Genomic DNA, 15,040 nt, shown 5'->3' on the forward strand with positions numbered 1-15,040 from the left:
GCGCTTCAGGGGAGCGGGCGTGACTCGTAGCGGGTCAGGGGCGTGCGGGCGTCGAGGGGGATGCGCGCGCCGGCAGCGCTGTCGCCGTAGAGAGTCCAGCGCAGGAAGTCGGTCGTCGTGGCCAGCACCGGGGCGAAGCCGGGACGGTCCGGCGTGAGGTACTCGCCGTGCCCCTGACCTGTCACGCTGAGGAACGCGGCCGGCCCTCGGGTGCGCGCGTACGCCGCCCGGCCGACCGTCACCGGCACCACCGCGTCCGCCGTGCCGTGCACGAAGAGCACCGGCGCGGGCGACCCGGCGAAGCTGCCGGGCAGGCCGCCGCCGGCGATCACGATGCCCGCGCGCAGCCGGGTCGGGTGGCCCTCGGTGAACATGCCGGAGGTGGTGAAGCCGCCCGCCGAGTGACCGGCGGCGGCGATCGACGTCAGGTCCAGGTGACCGGCGAGCGGATCACCCGGGTCGTCGTCGAGGCGGCCCAGGTGCCGGATCAGCCGCCAACCGTCGGCGGGCTGGTTGCGCACGTCGGCCCGGGTGAAGTGCGCGGCACCCGCGCGGGTGTGCGGGTACGCGGGCGCGGCCACCACGAAACCGGCCGCCGCCCAGCGAGTGGTCAGCCCGGCGTGCAGTTCGGGTCGGCTGTGCAGCCCGTGGCTGTAGATCACCACCGGGAACCGCCCGGCCGCCACCCCGTCGGTCCCGGTCGGATACCAGATGGTCACCGGCAGGGGGCGCGCCGAGCGCGGATCGAGGGTGAGCGTACGCACGCCGACGACGTACGACCCCTCGGGCGCTCGGCGCGCGGACGGCGGCCCGGTGGAGCCGCCCGCCACGGCGGTGGCCGGCGCGCAACCGGCCAGCAGCGCTGTCACCAGTACGGCGACCAGCCGTCCCGCCCCCACCGTTTCACCGTAGGTGCCCGGGCACGTCCGGCGGCCCCGCCGTCCGGCCCGGCTCTGCCCGCCACCCGGTCGGGTCGCCTCCGCCGGCCGGCTCGACCCGGTGGGACGGCGGAGGCGGGGGCGGCGCTCGGCGACCGGCTTCGCTAGGGTCACCGACATGGCTGAGAACTACACCGACCCCAGCGGCAACACCGAGGCGTTCCGCGCCTTCACCCAGACGCCGGAGGCCGCTGGCCCGGCCGACGCGCCGTCCCGCCTGCCGCTCATCGTCGGTGCGGCGGTGGTCGTCGTACTGCTGGTGGCCCTCGTCGCCTGGTTGGCGATGGGCTGACCAGCCGGCGCGGCAGTGCGCTGACCGGGCGGGTCGGGGGGCTTCAGTTCGCCCCGACCACGTCCCGGGTCTGCCGGGCGATCTCCCGTTCCTCATCGGTGCGGATGACACAGACGCTCACCTCGGCGTCGTCCGGCGAGATCACCCGGTCGCCCTCGCCGCCGTTGCGCGCCTCGTCCACGCTGATGCCGAGCCTTTGCAGGCCCGCCAGCGCGGCGGCCCGGACGGGCGCGGCGTGCTCGCCCACGCCGGCGGTGAACGCGATCGCGTCCACGTGGCCGAGCAGCGCGTAGTACGCGCCGACGTACCCGGTGATCCGCTGGCAGTACACGTCGAAGGCCAGCGCGGCTGCCCGGTCCCCGGCCGCCCTGCGCTGGAGCACCTCGCGCATGTCGTTGACGCCGGTCAACCCCAGCAGCCCGCTGCGGTGGTTGAGCAGGTCGTCGATGTCGTCGACCGACAGCCCGCCCTCCCGCCGCAGGTGGAAGATCACGGTCGGGTCGAGGTCGCCGCTGCGGGTGCCCATCACCAGCCCTTGCAGGGGCGACATCCCCATCGAGGTGGCGACGCTGCGGCCGTTCGCGACCGCGCAGGCGCTGGCCCCGTTGCCCAGGTGCAGGGTGATGGTGTTGAGCTGCTCGTACGGGCGGCCCAGCAGCTCGGCGGTACGCCGGGAGACGTACGCGTGCGAGGTGCCGTGGAAGCCGTACCGGCGGATGCCGTACCGCTGCGCGGTGTCCAGGTCGATCGCGTAGGTCGCGGCGGCCTCCGGCAGGGTGTGGTGGAACGCCGTGTCGAAGACGGCGACCTGCGGGACGTCCGGCAGCGCCGCCCGGGTCACCTCGATGCCGGCCAGGTTGGCCGGGTTGTGCAGCGGGGCGAGCGGCACCAGATCCTTGATCGCGGCCAGCACCGCGTCGTCGATGAGGACCGGAGTGGTGAACTTCCGTCCGCCGTGCACCACCCGATGCCCGACCGCGGTGAGCCCGTTCAGGTCCAGCCCGGCCAGGATCTGCCGGACGGCGCTGGCGTGGTCCGCCGGGCCGCCGCCGGGCTCACCGACCCGCTCGACGGTGCCCTGGTCGAGGGGCCGGTCCCCGTCGTAGTGGCGCCACTTCACCGACGACGACCCGCAGTTGAGCACCAGCACCCGACTCATGACGCCTCCTCGGCGGCCGCCTGAATGGCGGTGATCGCTACCGTGTTGACGATGTCCGGCACGGTCGCGCCGCGGGACAGGTCGTTCACCGGCCGGCGCAGGCCCTGCATGACCGGGCCGACGGCGACCGCCCCGGCCGAGCGCTGCACTGCCTTGTACGTGTTGTTGCCCGTGTTGAGGTCCGGGAAGATGAAGACCGTGGCCTGGCCGGCGACCGGGCTGTCGGGCAGCTTCGTCCGCGCCACGGCGGGGTCGATCGCCGCGTCGTACTGGATCGGCCCCTCGACCAGCAGGTCGGGCCGACGCTCCCGGACCAGCGCGGTGGCCGCGGCGACCTTCTCCACGTCTTCGCCCGCGCCGGAGCTGCCGGTGGAGTACGACAGCATGGCCACCCGGGGTTCGATGCCGAAGCGGGCGGCGGTGTCGGCCGACGAGATCGCGATGTCGGCGAGCTGGGCGGCGTCCGGGTCGCGGTTGACCGCACAGTCGCCGTAGACCAGCACCCGGTCGGCGAGCAGCATGAAGAAGACGCTGGAGGCCACCGAGACCTCCGGCACGGTACGGATGATCTCGAACGCGGGCACGATGGTCGCCGCGGTGGTGTGCGTGGCACCCGAAACCATGCCGTCGGCGTACCCGGCGTTCACCATGAGCGTCCCGAAGTAGTTGGGCTGGGCCACGATGTCGTGCGCCAGCTCGGCGGTGACGCCCCGGTGGGCGCGCAGCCGCGCGTACTCGGCCGTGAACTCGTCGCGCCACCGGCTGGTGGCCGGGTCGACGAGCCGCGCGTCACCGAGGTCGATGCCCAGCTCGCGGGTGCGCCGGGCGATGTCGTCGGGGCGGCCGAGCAGCGTCAGGTCGGCCACGCCCCGGCGCAGCAGGATCTCCGCCGCCCGCAGGATGCGCTCCTCGGCGCCCTCGGGCAGCACCAGGTGCCGGGGCTTCGAGCGGGCCCGGTCGATCAGCTCGTTCTCGAACATCAGCGGGGTGACCCGCGTCGAGCGGCTGACCCGCAGCCGGCGGGCCAGGTCGTCGGTGTCCACGCAGCGTTCGAACGCGCCGAGCGCGGCCTCCACCTTGCGGGGGTTGGCCACGCTGGGCCGCCCCTCGATCCGGCTGGACGCCTCGACCGTGTCGTAGCTGTCGCTGCCGACGGAGAGCACGGCCAGGCCGGTGTTCAGGCCCTCCACCAACCGCATCACCCGGGGGTCGGGTTGCTCGCCGAGGGTGAGCACGAGCCCCGCCACCGACACCTGCCCGGCCACGTGCGCCGCGCTGGCGGCGACGAGCAGGTCGGCCCGGTCCCCGGGGGTGATCACCAGAGCGCCCTCGGTGAGGTGGCCCAGCAGGGTCGGCACGTGTGCCGCGCCGACCACGAAGTCCAGCACGTCCCGGCCGAGCGCCGCGTCGTCCCCGGCCAGCAGGGTGGCGCCGAGCGCCGCCGCCACCTCGGCCACCGTCGGCGCCGACACGCTCGGCACCTCCGGGATGGCGTACGCCGGCACGGGCAGCTCCGGCAGCGTCATCGGCTCGGACACCCGGTTGGCGATCACCGCGAGCACCGTCGCGCCCAGGTCGGCCAGATCGTGGTACGCCCCGCGCATGGCCGCCGCGACGGCCGTCGGCTCCTGCTCGTAGCCGTCCACCACCGGCACCACGACGCTGCCGAACTCGGTGGCCAGCCGGGCGTTGAAGGCCAGCTCGCGGGGGTGCGCCGGGTCGCCCGGGTCGTCGAAGTCACTGCCCACCACGACCACCGCCGGGCACTGCCGCTCCACCGCCCGGTACCGCTGGACGACAGCGGAGATCAGCTCTTCCCGTCGGCCGTCGGCGACCAGCCTGGCCGCCTCGGCGTAGGTGGATCCGGCCAGCTCGGCGAGCGGCACCTCGACCCGGTACCGCTCGCTCAGCAGCGCGAGGATCGGGTCCGGGCCGGTGTCGGCCACCAGCGGCCGGAACACACCGATTCGCCCGACCTGGCGGGACAGCAACTCGGCCAGCCCGAGGGCGATTGTCGACTTGCCCCCGCCCGAACCGACGCTGGTCAGATACACGCTGCGCGCCACGGCCCCACGCTACAAGATCGTGGTGGTCGTCGTCGGTCACCGCTCGTCAGCACATCGACCCGGCGGGCCAGCCAGAGTGTCCGCTGGAGGTTGCGCTCCCGGACCTGTTCCTGTCGGCGGTCAGGGCACGTCCCGTCCGCTCAGGACGCGGCTGTCGCGGACGGCGGCCCGATCGTCTCGGCGGACGGTGGCGCGTCGGGCAGCCTTGCCATGCGGAAGATCGCGTCGCTCTTGACGACCCAGGCGGTGCCGAAGGCGGCCACGGCGAGGGTCTCGCACCACAGCAGCGGCTGGAGGGCGTGGCGGACGTCGGTGGGCAGCGCCCCGCTCGCCAGCGCGCCTGCGATCGCCGCCAGGATGAGCAGGCCGCAGGCGCGGTAGCAGCGGTTGGCGGCGCGTCCGGGCGGCACCCCAGCACGGTCGGGTCGGGTGAACAGGAACAGGCAGAAGGCGGCGAGCAGGACGAACAGCGACCCGGCGGCGGCCTGGTGCACCAGACCGACCAGCCGGCTGTCGCCTCCGGTCGGCCCGTGCACCGGAAAGAGGGCCACCAGGATCGCGAGCGTCCCGGCGATCGTGCCTAACAAATCCTCCGGCCAGCGGTAGCGGTAGGCGATCAGGAACACCCCGATCGCGCACAGTGCGCCGACGAAGATGTTGCGCATCTCGGTGTGGTAATAGGCGCTGAGCGAGTCGAGGACGACGACGCGACGGCTGGCGACCATGTGGCCGACCACCAGTGCGACGGGCAGGGCCAAGCCGACCGAAGCCGATGCCGAGGCGCAGGTGGCGTACGGTCGCGGTGTCCTGCGGCGGGTTGCCGGGCTTATGGTTCACACCATCAGTGCACATCGCTCCTGGAGACGAGTCAAATACTGAGCGTTAATCGTCCTCTGGATCGTCCAGGCGGGCCAGGTAGGTGGCCAGGCGCTCGATAGGGGTCTCGAACTCGGGGTTGAGGTCGACGAAATCGCGCAGGCGCTCGCCCAGCCACTCCAGGGTCACCTGCTCGTCGCCCCGGCGCTCGACCAGTTCCTCGATGCCACGGTCGGTGAAGTACACGGCGTACGTCCTCGTGCTCGGCCCGGCGCGGGCCGGGCGGGTCGGTGGTTCGGATGGACCGACGCGAGCCGGGGCAGGACCGTGGGAAAACGGCCCTGCCCCGGCTCGCGTGGCGCGGTCAGGTCACGGGCGGGGGAGTGCCGCCTCGATGAGCGCGGTCTGCTCGACCTCGTGGGTCTTGGCCGAGCCGACCGCCGGGGCCGCCGCGGCCGGGCGGGAGATCCGCCGCAGCCGGACGTCGGTGAGGTGCTCCAGCAGGTTGAGCGCGACGAACGACCAGGCGCCCTGGTTGGCCGGCTCCTCCTGCACCCAGGCGAAGTCCTCCGCGTTCGGGAACTGCGCCAGGGCGGCCCGGATCTCCTCCACCGGCAGCGGGTACAGCTGCTCGATCCGGATGATCGCCGTGTCGGTGATGCCGCGCTCCTGCCGGGCCTGGAACAGGTCGTAGTAGACCTTGCCCGAGCAGAGCAGCACCCGCTTCACCGACTCCGGTGCCGGGGCGGCGGTGTCGCGCAGCACCGGCTGGAAGGTGCCGGTGGTGAAGTCCTCCACCGACGAGACGCAGAGCTTGTGCCGCAGCAGCGACTTCGGCGTGAACACCACGAGCGGCTTGCGCTTCGGCGACAGGGCCTGGCGGCGCAGCAGGTGGAAGTAGTTCGCCGGGGTCGTCGGGATGGACACCCGCATGTTGTCCTCGGCGCACATCTGCAGGAACCGCTCCGGGCGACCGGAGGTGTGGTCCGGGCCCTGGCCCTCGTGGCCGTGCGGCAGCAGCAGGGTCACCGCGGAGCGCTGACCCCACTTCACCTCACCGGAGGAGATGAACTCGTCGATCACCGACTGGGCGCCGTTGACGAAGTCACCGAACTGGGCCTCCCAGGCGACCAGCGCGTTGACGTTCTCCACCGAGTAGCCGTACTCGAAGCCCATTGCCGCGTACTCGCTCAGCAGCGAGTCGTGCACGAAGAACCGGGAGCGCTCGCCGTCGCCGGTGAGCGACTTCAACGGCAGGTAGTCGTCGCCGGTGCGGTGGTCGACCACCGACGCGTGCCGCTGGACGAAGGTGCCGCGCCGCGAGTCCTGCCCGGCGAGCCGGACGGTGACTCCGTCGTGCAGCAGCGCCCCGAACGCGATGATCTCGCCGAAGCCCCAGTCGATGTTGCCCTCGACGGACATCCTGGCCCGCCGGTCGAGCAGCTGCTGGATCCGCTTGTGTGGGGTGAAGCCCTCGGGCAGGTTGACGTGCGCCTCGCCGATCGCCTTCACCACGGCGGCGTCGGTGGCGGTGTCGACCGCCGGCTCCGGCTCCTCCTCGTGGCGGGGGCGGTTGAGCTGGCGCGGCGTGGCGGCGGCGTCCCGGGTGGCCTTGAAGACCTTCTCCAGTTGCGCCTGGTAGTCGCGCAGCAGCTCCTCCGCGTCCTCCACGGTGATGTCGCCGCGACCGATCAGCTCCTCGGTGTAGAGCTTGCGCACCGAACGCTTCGAGTCAATGATCTTGTACATCTGAGGGTTGGACATCGACGGGTCGTCGCCCTCGTTGTGGCCGCGCCGGCGGTAGCAGACCATGTCGATCACGACGTCCTTGTTGAACGCCTGCCGGTACTCGAAGGCCAGCCGGGCCACTCGGACCACGGCCTCCGGGTCGTCGCCGTTCACGTGGAAGATCGGCGCCTGGATCATCCGGGCCACGTCGGTGCTGTAGAGGCTGGACCGGCTGTACTCCGGGGCGGTGGTGAAGCCGACCTGGTTGTTGACCACCACGTGCACGGTGCCGCCGGTGCGGTAGCCGCGCAGCTGCGACAGGTTGAGCGTCTCGGCGACCACACCCTGCCCGGCGAACGCGGCGTCGCCGTGCACCGCCAGCGGCAGCACGGTGTAGCCCTCCAGCTTGAGGTCGATCCGGTCCTGCTTGGCCCGGACGATGCCCTCCAGCACGGGGTCGACGGCCTCCAGGTGCGACGGGTTCGCCACCAGGGACACCTTGACGACGTGCTCGCCGTCCGGGGTGGTGAACTTGCCGTTCTGACCCAGGTGGTACTTCACGTCGCCGGAGCCCTGCGTCGAGCGCGGGTCGAGGTGACCCTCGAACTCCGAGAAGATCTTCTCGTACGGCTTGCCGACGATGTTGGCCAGCACGTTGAGCCGGCCACGGTGGGCCATGCCGATGACGACCTCGTCCAGCCCGCTCTCGGCGGAGGACTCGAGCACCTCGCCCAGCAGCGGAATCAGCGACTCGCCACCCTCCAGCGAGAAGCGCTTCTGGCCGACGTACTTGGTCTGCAGGAAGGTCTCGAACGCCTCGGCGGCGTTGAGCCGGTTGAGCACGTGCTTCTGCTCGTCGGGGGACGGCTTCTCGTACTTGCGCTCGATCCGCTCCTGGATCCAGCGCCGCTCCTCCGGGTCCTGGATGTGCATGTACTCGATGCCGACGCGCCGGCAGTACGAGTCGCGCAGCACGCCGAGGATCTCGCGCAGCTTCATCCGCTGGCGGCCGGCGAAGCCGTTGACCGGGAACTCGCGGTCCAGGTCCCACAGGGTCAGCCCGTGCTGGAGGACGTCCAGGTCGGGGTGCTTGCGGATGGTGAATTCCAGCGGGTCGGTGTCGGCCATCAGGTGACCGCGCACGCGGTACGCGTGGATCAGCTCGTGCACCCGGGCGGTCTTGTTGATCTGACCCTCGGAGTTGACGGCCACGTCGCGCACCCAGCGCACCGGCTCGTACGGGATGCGCAGCGAGGTGAAGATCTCGTCGTAGAAGCTGTGCTCGCCCAGGATCAGCTCGTGCATGACCTTGAGGAACTCGCCGGACTGCGCGCCCTGGATGATCCGGTGGTCGTACGTGCTGGTCAGCGTGATGACCTTGCTGACCGCCAGCTCGGCGAGAGTCGCCTCGGACATGCCCTGGTAGGGGGCCGGGTACTCCATCGCGCCGACGCCGATGATCGCGCTCTGCCCCTGCATGAGCCGCGGCATGGAGTGCACCGTGCCGATACCGCCCGGGTTGGTCAGCGAGATCGTGGTGCCGGAGTAGTCCTCCATGGTCAGCTCGTTGCGCCGCGCCCGACGGACCACGTCCTCGTACGCCTGCCAGAACTGCCGGAAGTCCATCTGCTCGCAGCCCTTGATGGAGGGGACCACCAGGTTGCGGCTGCCGTCCGGCTTGGCCAGGTCGATCGCGATGCCGAGGTTGACGTGCGCCGGGCGGACCACGGCCGGCTTGCCGTTGGCCTCGGCGAAGGAGTTGTTCATCTCCGGGTGCTGGACCAGCGCGCGGACCATCGCGTAGCCGACCAGGTGGGTGAAGCTGACCTTGCCACCGCGCCCCCGGGCGAGGTGGTTGTTGATCACGATCCGGTTGTCGACCAGCAGCTTCGCCGGGACCGCGCGGACGCTGGTCGCGGTGGGCACGCTCAGCGAGGCGTCCATGTTCTGCACGATCTTCGCTGCGACACCCCGCAGCGGGGTGGTCTGTGGGCCGTCGGCGCTCGGCGCGGCGGCCTTCGCGGCCGGCTTGGCCGGTGCGGCCTTCTCCGGGGTGGCCTTCGCGGGCGCGGCCTTGGCCGGTGCCGACGGTGCCGCGGCGGCCTTGCTGGCGGCGGCGGTCGGCTTTGCCGGGGCGCTGGGCTGGCTGACCGTGGCCGCCGGCTCCGGCTGGCCGTCCGGCTCGGGCGCGGCGGCGGGCTTCCCCGACGTCTCAGCCCTGCGCGGTGTGCCGGCGCCGGGCGCCGGCCGGTAGTCGGCGAAGAAGTCGTGCCAGGCCGAATCGACGCTCGTTGGGTCGGCGAGGTACCGCTGGTACATCTCCTCGACGATCCACTCGTTCGGGCCGAAACCCGCCAGTGGGTTCTCCTGCGAAGTCTGCTGGGTCGACACGGCCGGTAATCGCCTCTTTCACGCGGGTTTATGTGTCACGCGGTGTCCGTCGCGTCCAGTTGATGGACCACGGACAGGACGACTCCCAGGCTACGCCGTACGGATCCCGGCGGCATTTCCGCCTCGGTCGGGTGGCCGGTTTCACAGAAGATGCCAGAAGTTCACCAACCCCTGCGCGACCCGTCGCCGGCTGCTACCGCCAGAGTGAGTACCGGTACGGATGTCCCGGGCCAACGCCGTCCGCGAGGATCGGGCGCATGGATCATGACGGGGCACGGGGGCGCTACGGCCGGAGCATGGCGGTGGCGTCCGGTTGGTACGTCACCGCGATCGCGGCCCTGGCGGTGGGCACGACGAGCGTGCCGAGCGCGCCGCACGACGACTGCGCGGCCTGGTTCAGCTGCCTGTCGCCGGGCGAGTCGCTGGTGTTCGTCGCTCTGGTGTGGGGCACGCCGGTGCTCCTCGGGCTGCTGGTCGTGACGGCGCTGGTGGCCGCGCTGGTCGTCCGACTCATCCCCTCGGCGGTGCTCGCCGGCACCACCTCCGCGGCGCTCAGCGTCGGGGTCTGCGCCGCCGTGTACCTGGGTCGCTCGTGAAGCGGCTCGGCCTCGGCGGGCTCTTCTTCGCCTGGCTCTACGGGGTGCCGTTCCTGCTGCTGGTGGGCCTGGTCCGGCGCGTGGCCAGGCCGTACACGCCGAGCGCGGACGAGGCGCAGGCGTTCGGCGCGACCACGGACGCCCTGCTGACGACCGGGCTCGTGCTCAACGGGGCGCTTCCGGTGCTCGGCCTGCTGCTGGCCGGGTTGGCCGGGGAGGCCCTCTGGCGTCGGCACTTCGCCGGGGCGCTCGGCGGGATGGTGCTGCTGTACGTGGCGGTCGCCCTGGTCGCCAGCATGACCACCAGTGGGCTGACCGGGCACGTCCCCGCCGACCAGGAGCCCGACCCGGTGGTCACCCAGTGCATACCGATCAGCGGCGGCCGGGGCTGCCCGGGCGGGTGAGGTGCCGGCACTCCGGCGGGGCCCGGAGCCGGCCCGGGGTGGCGGCCGTGCCGCCGCCACCCCGGAACTCGCGTCGGTCAGGAGATGTCGCGCCGACGCATCAGGAGGGTGCCGACCACGCCGGTGACGACCGCGTACCCGATGAGCACGGCGGCGCCCGCCCAGCGCGGCGGGTTGCCGGGGATGTCCGTCCCGGTGACCATCAGCGACGAGGCCAGCGACGGCACCAGCAGTTGCAGGTTGTTGATCCAGTCGCCCCAGCGGTTGGCCAGGATGGTGATCACCAGGATGGCGCCGATCGAGCCACCCAGGTAGAGCAGGATGCCGGTCACGGTGGCGCCGATCTGGCTGCGGATCAGCACACCGATGCCCACGCCGAACACCGCCCAGAGCAGGTACGCGAGCAGGTTCAACCCGATGGCCCGCCAGGCCGCGTCATTGCCCAACTGTGAGTCCACCCCGACGGCGTTCAGCACCGCCGAGCCGGCGATCAGGTTGAACACGGTGGTGACCAGCCAGAACAGCAGCGCCAGCACACCCGCCGCGACCAGCTTGGCGATCATCACCGCGGTGCGGTGCGGGTTGGTCAGGAAGGTGGTGGTGACCGTCTGGTGGAAGAACTCGCTGGTCACCACAATGATGCCGAGCAGCATCACGATCAGCAGGCCGAAGAACTGCCCGGTGGTGAAGAGGTTCGACGAGAGCGCGTCCGGAGTGGCCGCGGCCTCGAACTGGGCGGCCTGGTCACCCACGTCCGCAGGGTTGGTGCTGGTCAGGGCGTCGGCCTGCAACCAGTTGATGAGCAGCGTGAGCGCCCACAGCGGCAGGCTGATCAGCGCGAAGACCCACCAGGTGTTGGTGGTACGGATCTTGAGCAACTCGGATCGGACGAGGTTCATCGGATGCCCGCCTTTCCGGCCGTCAGCTCCAGGAAGACCCGTTCCAGGTCGGGCCGTTCGGTGGTCAGTTCGTGCAGCTCCACGCCGGCGGCCAGAGCGGCCCGGCCGATCGTGGGTGCGTCCACCCCGCCGACCAGCAGGACGCCCTGCTCGTCGGTGTCGACGGTGGCCGACAGCGGCTTCAACGCGGTGGTCAGCGCCTCGGCCTGCGGGGTGCGGACCCGGACCCGGGCGCCCTGCGCCATCGACCCGAGCACCTGCTCGACCGGACCCTGCCGGACCAGCTGGCCCGCCGCGATGATCACCACGTCGTCGGCGAGCAGCTGCATCTCCGACAGCAGGTGGCTGGAGACCAGCACCGTGCGGCCCTCGTGGGCGAGGTTCTTGAGGAACCCGCGCATCCACCGGATGCCCTCCGGGTCCAGCCCGTTGGCCGGCTCGTCGAGGATCAGCACCCGCGGGTCACCGAGCATCGCGGCGGCGATACCGAGCCGCTGCTTCATGCCCAGCGAGTAGCCCTTGAACTTGCGCTTCGCCGCCGGGGTCAAGCCGACCAGCTCCAGCGCCTCGTCGGCCCGGGACCTGGGCAGACCGGCCGCCGCGCAGATCACCCGTAGGTGGTTGATGCCGGTGCGGCCCTTGTGCGCGCTGGACGCCTCCAGGATCGCGCCGACGTGCCGCAGCGGGTCGGCGAGATCGGCGTAGCGCTGCCCGCTGATGGTGGCGGTGCCCCCGGTCGGCGTGACCAGGTTGAGCAGCATGCGCAGCGTGGTGGTCTTACCGGCGCCGTTCGGGCCGAGGAAGCCGGTCACCCGCCCCGGTGCCACGGTGAAGGACAGGTTGTTCACCGCCCGCACGTTCTTGTACTGCTTCGTCAGACCGGACACCACGATCTGACCGTCGCTGGTGGGGCTTGGCTGCCCGTCAGTCATCGTTCTCCTCCCGTGTGGCGTCGAGGTACGCCGTGGCACAGCGTGACGGTACCGAGCAACAAGGTCAATCAGGCCCGGTCCGTACGGCGTGGTCCCCCGTGCGGCGGAGGCGTCTCCTCCCTGCGGACGACGGCGAGGGCCTCAGCGGGCGATCCAGGTGGCCCGGGCCGCGCCGAGCAGCGCGCCGCCGGGGCCGTACAGGCTGGTGTGCACCAGCGCCTTGCGGCCGTCGACACCGATCAGCGCGCCGGTCACCACGCAGTCGTCGCCCGGCGCCGGCCGGGCGGTGACCACCGCGGCGATCCGGCCCAGCAGGTACGGGCGGCCCGGCGCGAGCACCGTCCAGCCGCCGGGGCAGTCCAGCGCGGCCCAGACCGTGGCATCGCTGACCTGCTCGGGTGCGCGGAACGGCGCGGCGGTCCGGCCGTCCGGCAACCGGCCGGGGAAGATCCGCAACCCGTCGGTCCGGCGCGGACCACAGACGAAACACTCGGGGTACGGATGCTCGACGAACCCGGGGTAGCGGGTCGACGCCTGCACCGCCGTCTCCGGGTCGACAGGCGGCACGACGGCGTCCACGACTGCGGCGGGGCGAACCTCGGCCACCAGTTCGCCGGCCGGGTCCCGGACCTCGCCGTCGATCAGGCTCAGCGCCGTCTCCAGCGGCGGTGGCCGACGCAGCGTCACCTCCACCGGTCCGGATCCACCGGCGGCGGCGGCGAAGAGGCCGGCGCTCCAGCCGCCGTTGCCCGAGCCGGTGGGCCCGTTGTAGCGGGACTCGATGCGCATGGGCGACCTCCGTGTGGCGTGGGGCGGCGCCGTCGCCGGCCCGTTGGGCAGCCTCGCACGGACCGGGTCGGAGGCATCTGCCGGCCGGCGTTCATCCGGTCGACACCAGTGGTGCGATCCGATGGCAACCCGGGGCACCTACACAGATCCCATGGCCGTTCTGCATGTCGCTGGCGCACCCCTGACGACCAGCGGATACACCCTGCTGATCGCCGACGACCCCACCCAGGTCGCGGCCGCGCAACGCCTGCGTCACGAGGTGTTCGCCACCGAGTTGGGCGCCACCCTCGCACCCGGCGGCGCCGGGTTGGACGTGGACCCCTTCGACGTCCACTGCGACCACCTCATCGTCCGCGAGGACAGCACCGGGCAGGTGGTCGGCACGTACCGGTTGTTGCCGCCGGGGCGTACCGACCGGCGGTACGCCGAGGACGAGTTCGACCTCGGCGCGCTGGACCCACTGCGCGACGACCTCGTCGAGACGGGTCGGTCCTGCGTGCACCCGGACCACCGCTCCGGCGCGGTGATCAACTTGATGTGGGCGGGGCTCACCCGGTACCTGCACCTGCGCGGCTCCCGCTGGCTCGGCGGCTGTGCCTCGGTGCCGGTCGACGACGGTGGTCGTACGGTCGCCGGGGTGTGGGCCCAGGCCCAGGCCCGGCACCTGTCGCCGCCGCCGCTGCGAGTGCGCCCGCTGCGCCCGTGGTTCGCCGAGCCGGCCGCCGCCCCGGCGGCCCTGTCCTCGGCCACCGACCCGGCCGCCCGCGTGGCGGTGCCGCCGCTGCTGCGCGGTTACCTGCGGCTCGGTGCGTGGATCTGTGGTGAGCCCGCGTACGACCCCGACTTCGGGTGCGCGGACTTCTACGTGCTCTTCTCCCTGGACCGGATGAACCCGCGCTACCTGCGGCACTTCCTGGGCGGGGACCAGCGGTGACCGTCGGAGCGCGGGACCTGTGGCGGCCCTTCTCGGGCTGCGACGACGACTGCCTGCCGGCGGCCGGCGAGGTACCCACGGTGCCGGTGGTCCGCCGGGTCCTCCGGTTGGTCGCGGCGAGCGGGATGCTGCTGTCCGGGGTTGCAGTGGCGGTGCTGCTGCCCGTGCTGCCGGCGCGCGAGCGGCAGGCGGTGCTGCGCGGCTGGGCCCGCGGCACCGTTCGCGCGTTCGGCGTCCGGCTGGTGATCAGGGGTCGGCTGCCCCGGCGGCGCGCCCTGCTGGTCGCCAACCACGTCTCCTGGCTGGACATCCTCGCCGTCCTGGCGGTCGCGCCCACCCGCATGGTGGCGAAGCGGGAGATCCGGTCCTGGCCGGTGGTCGGGCTGCTCGCCGCGGCGGCGGGCACGGTCTTCGTGGACCGGTCGCGGCCGCGGGCGCTGCCGGCCACCGTGCGCCGGCTCGCCGACACGTTGCGCGCCGGCCGGTCGGTCGCGGTGTTTCCCGAGGGTACGACCTGGTGTGCCGGGGACGGCGCGGCCGAGTGCCGCCCCGGGGGCGGCTTCCGGCCCGCGACGTTCCAGGCCGCCATCGACGCGGGCAGCCCGGTGGTCCCGCTGCGGCTCGGGTACCGGTGCGCCGCCACCGGCGCGGTCACGACGGTCGCCGCCTTCCTCGGCGCGGACACCCTGCTGCGCTCGGTCGCTCGGGTGGTCGCCGCGCGGCAACTGGTGGTCACGGTGACGATCGCAAGTGCGCTGCATCCGGCCCGGGACGCCGACCGGCGGTTACTGGCAAGGGCCGCGGAGTCTGCCGTACACCTGGTGCCGGTTGTCCCGACGCGTGCACAGCTGCGGCCGGTCCCCACCATGACCCCGGCGGGTTCCGTGCCGCAGGTGCCTGCCGGCCGGGACCTGGACCTGGCGGCCTGAGAGGAGGATTCATCGCTTGAACACGCGCCGATTCCGGCGCCGGAGTAGGTCGGATCGCCCTTTGCTCTGCTTCAACCCAGGCAACACTTGCGGCCCGCTTGTGTTGCCTGGGTTGAAGCAGAGCAAAGGAGGCGACCGGAGCATCCCTCCCCTCGTCGTTGGAAGGC

At 72.2% G+C, this 15,040-nt stretch carries 14 protein-coding genes; 5 read left to right on the plus strand and 9 right to left on the minus strand.

Annotated elements, in window-relative coordinates:
* Positions 1-5: 5 nt before the first annotated feature.
* Positions 6-899, minus strand: a complete 894-nt coding sequence (locus tag ACGGAQ_RS27245; protein ID WP_393053914.1) for an alpha/beta hydrolase family protein — start codon at positions 897-899, stop codon at positions 6-8.
* Positions 900-1,056: 157 nt separating this feature from the next.
* On the opposite strand from ACGGAQ_RS27245, the gene ACGGAQ_RS27250 reads away from it, so the two are divergent.
* The gene (locus ACGGAQ_RS27250; protein ID WP_393053917.1) at positions 1,057-1,230 is read left to right on the plus strand and encodes a hypothetical protein; all 174 of its coding nucleotides are present in this window, start codon (positions 1,057-1,059) and stop codon (positions 1,228-1,230) included.
* A gap of 43 nt (positions 1,231-1,273) precedes the next feature.
* Here the strand turns inward: ACGGAQ_RS27250 and ACGGAQ_RS27255 are convergent, their stop codons facing one another.
* The 5 genes from ACGGAQ_RS27255 to ACGGAQ_RS27275 form a co-directional block, all read right to left on the minus strand.
* Entirely contained in the window at positions 1,274-2,389 is a 1,116-nt protein-coding gene (locus ACGGAQ_RS27255; protein ID WP_393053920.1) for an acetate/propionate family kinase, read from the minus strand.
* Positions 2,386-4,455, minus strand: a complete 2,070-nt coding sequence (gene pta / locus ACGGAQ_RS27260) for a phosphate acetyltransferase (protein ID WP_393053923.1) — start codon at positions 4,453-4,455, stop codon at positions 2,386-2,388. Before pta ends, ACGGAQ_RS27255 begins: the two co-directional genes overlap by 4 nt.
* Before the next feature lie 140 nt (positions 4,456-4,595).
* A complete protein-coding gene (locus ACGGAQ_RS27265) occupies positions 4,596-5,213 on the minus strand; it encodes a DUF998 domain-containing protein (RefSeq protein WP_393053925.1) in 618 nt (205 codons plus the stop codon).
* Between the two features lie 124 nt (positions 5,214-5,337).
* Complete coding sequence (locus ACGGAQ_RS27270; protein ID WP_354858500.1) at positions 5,338-5,517, minus strand: DUF6104 family protein; 180 nt, start codon at positions 5,515-5,517, stop codon at positions 5,338-5,340.
* A gap of 123 nt (positions 5,518-5,640) precedes the next feature.
* Positions 5,641-9,390 (minus strand): multifunctional oxoglutarate decarboxylase/oxoglutarate dehydrogenase thiamine pyrophosphate-binding subunit/dihydrolipoyllysine-residue succinyltransferase subunit, encoded by a 3,750-nt coding sequence (locus ACGGAQ_RS27275; protein ID WP_393053928.1) that lies wholly within the window; start codon positions 9,388-9,390, stop codon positions 5,641-5,643.
* A 257-nt stretch (positions 9,391-9,647) separates the two neighbouring features.
* Between ACGGAQ_RS27275 and ACGGAQ_RS27280 the strand changes: the two genes are divergently transcribed.
* Positions 9,648-9,986: a hypothetical protein gene (locus ACGGAQ_RS27280; protein WP_393053931.1), complete on the plus strand. Its 339-nt coding sequence runs from the start codon at positions 9,648-9,650 to the stop codon at positions 9,984-9,986.
* Positions 9,983-10,390 carry a hypothetical protein gene (locus ACGGAQ_RS27285; RefSeq protein WP_393053934.1) on the plus strand — a complete coding sequence of 136 codons (408 nt, stop codon included), beginning with the start codon at positions 9,983-9,985 and terminating at the stop codon, positions 10,388-10,390. Before ACGGAQ_RS27280 ends, ACGGAQ_RS27285 begins: the two co-directional genes overlap by 4 nt.
* Positions 10,391-10,467: 77 nt before the next feature.
* On the opposite strand, the gene ACGGAQ_RS27290 is transcribed toward ACGGAQ_RS27285, so the two are convergent.
* From ACGGAQ_RS27290 to ACGGAQ_RS27300, 3 genes are all read right to left on the minus strand, one after another.
* Positions 10,468-11,289, minus strand: a complete 822-nt coding sequence (locus ACGGAQ_RS27290; protein WP_393053936.1) for an ABC transporter permease — start codon at positions 11,287-11,289, stop codon at positions 10,468-10,470.
* Positions 11,286-12,221, minus strand: coding sequence for an ABC transporter ATP-binding protein (locus ACGGAQ_RS27295; protein WP_393053939.1), 936 nt, complete (start codon positions 12,219-12,221; stop codon positions 11,286-11,288). Before ACGGAQ_RS27295 ends, ACGGAQ_RS27290 begins: the two co-directional genes overlap by 4 nt.
* A gap of 141 nt (positions 12,222-12,362) precedes the next feature.
* Positions 12,363-13,010 (minus strand): hypothetical protein, encoded by a 648-nt coding sequence (locus tag ACGGAQ_RS27300; RefSeq protein ID WP_393053941.1) that lies wholly within the window; start codon positions 13,008-13,010, stop codon positions 12,363-12,365.
* A gap of 151 nt (positions 13,011-13,161) precedes the next feature.
* Between ACGGAQ_RS27300 and ACGGAQ_RS27305 the strand changes: the two genes are divergently transcribed.
* Positions 13,162-13,944, plus strand: a complete 783-nt coding sequence (locus ACGGAQ_RS27305) for a GNAT family N-acetyltransferase (RefSeq protein WP_393053944.1) — start codon at positions 13,162-13,164, stop codon at positions 13,942-13,944.
* On the plus strand, positions 13,941-14,873 hold the full coding sequence (locus tag ACGGAQ_RS27310) for a lysophospholipid acyltransferase family protein (RefSeq protein WP_393053947.1): 933 nt from the start codon (positions 13,941-13,943) through the stop codon (positions 14,871-14,873). The genes ACGGAQ_RS27305 and ACGGAQ_RS27310 overlap by 4 nt, the downstream gene beginning before the upstream one ends.
* Positions 14,874-15,040: the final 167 nt, after the last annotated feature.

Source organism: Micromonospora sp. NPDC047557, from assembly GCF_043205095.1.
Classification (GTDB): Bacteria; Actinomycetota; Actinomycetes; order Mycobacteriales; family Micromonosporaceae; genus Micromonospora.

What these genes read in the sequence shown, in the direction of transcription:
- ACGGAQ_RS27295 (WP_393053939.1), bottom strand. Translation starts at nt 12,221, where the DNA reads ATGACTGACGGGCAGCCAAGCCCCACCAGCGACGGTCAGATCGTGGTG.
- ACGGAQ_RS27305 (WP_393053944.1), top strand. Translation starts at nt 13,162, where the DNA reads ATGGCCGTTCTGCATGTCGCTGGCGCACCCCTGACGACCAGCGGATAC.
- ACGGAQ_RS27255 (WP_393053920.1), bottom strand. Translation starts at nt 2,389, where the DNA reads ATGAGTCGGGTGCTGGTGCTCAACTGCGGGTCGTCGTCGGTGAAGTGG.
- ACGGAQ_RS27300 (WP_393053941.1), bottom strand. Translation starts at nt 13,010, where the DNA reads ATGCGCATCGAGTCCCGCTACAACGGGCCCACCGGCTCGGGCAACGGC.
- ACGGAQ_RS27290 (WP_393053936.1), bottom strand. Translation starts at nt 11,289, where the DNA reads ATGAACCTCGTCCGATCCGAGTTGCTCAAGATCCGTACCACCAACACC.
- ACGGAQ_RS27250 (WP_393053917.1), top strand. Translation starts at nt 1,057, where the DNA reads ATGGCTGAGAACTACACCGACCCCAGCGGCAACACCGAGGCGTTCCGC.
- ACGGAQ_RS27280 (WP_393053931.1), top strand. Translation starts at nt 9,648, where the DNA reads ATGGATCATGACGGGGCACGGGGGCGCTACGGCCGGAGCATGGCGGTG.